Genomic DNA, 1,003 nt, shown 5'->3' on the forward strand with positions numbered 1-1,003 from the left:
TAACTGTTTAATACCCATGACTGAGATAAAATTACTATAGCACTTTATTTTCTTATTCTACCATAGCACTTTTAGAGATGATTAACTAGCTCAGTAGTTGATGTTAAGAATTATTAAGTTAAAACTGAGCGAGCTTCTACATTTCGGTTCGAGCGTTTGTAGTAATGGCTTTAGCCTTTGATTAAGAAGTCTTAAAAGACAGACTATTAATCTAAAAGTTTGTTCACGAAATGCCACGGCTCGATCGATCTTTAGTGGCACTGCGTGATCAAATTTAAGATAGAGCATTTTCTGAATTAAGGAAGCCCATTGAGATTGTCCTGAGAGTTTTGCTATATATATATAATATTAGCAGAAGGAAAATGGGGTAAGCTCCTTCTACATTAACTAAATAATATTATTGAGATTCTAACATGAATACAGTCACTGAGAACGATCTTAAAGAATTGAAAGACATGATCAACCGTATCATTATCCAGAATGAGCAAATTAATTCTAAGGTTAATAACTTGACTGTTGAGACTGATGTGATAAAAGAAAGTCTTAACGGCGTTAATAGGAGATTTGACGATGTAAATAAAAGGTTTGATGATGTGAATAAAAGGTTTGATGATGTGAATAAGCGATTAGATGACTGGAAACCTCAAATAACTAAAGCAACAGACAAAGCAGATAAAGTTGCCGAAAAGATGTCCGACAAGTCGGAAAAAGTTGGAGAACTTAAAAACTGGAGACAAGTTGCAATTATTGTAATTACTGGACTCATTACTACTCTTTTTTGGATTCTTCGGGACGGAAAATTTTAAAGTTAAGCTAAGATGAAGATCGAATCTAAAAGTTTATTCCAAAGTGGCACGGCTCGATTGATTATCGCTTATTTTAAGTTTGATCGAGCAATTTCTAAATGACGAGAGAGTGCGTTAAAAACAAAGATCATTTAGATTGCAAAGTTAGGTGGTAGTTTATGCTATCATATTAGTCCATATTTTTATCAAAAAGTGCT

At 33.2% G+C, this 1,003-nt stretch carries 1 protein-coding gene; it reads left to right on the plus strand.

The annotated features are described in order from the left end of the window. The first annotated feature begins 413 nt into the window (after positions 1–413). On the plus strand, positions 414–806 hold the full coding sequence (locus ACN4EE_RS23650; RefSeq protein ID WP_431708959.1) for a hypothetical protein: 393 nt from the start codon (positions 414–416) through the stop codon (positions 804–806). The last annotated feature ends 197 nt before the right edge of the window (positions 807–1,003 follow it).

This window comes from Geminocystis sp. CENA526 (genome assembly GCF_050753365.1).
In the GTDB taxonomy this organism is placed as follows: Bacteria; Cyanobacteriota; Cyanobacteriia; order Cyanobacteriales; family Cyanobacteriaceae; genus Geminocystis.

Bases quoted from the DNA above. Each gene is read 5' to 3' on its own strand.
- ACN4EE_RS23650 (WP_431708959.1), top strand. From the start codon at position 414: ATGAATACAGTCACTGAGAACGATCTTAAAGAATTGAAAGACATGATC.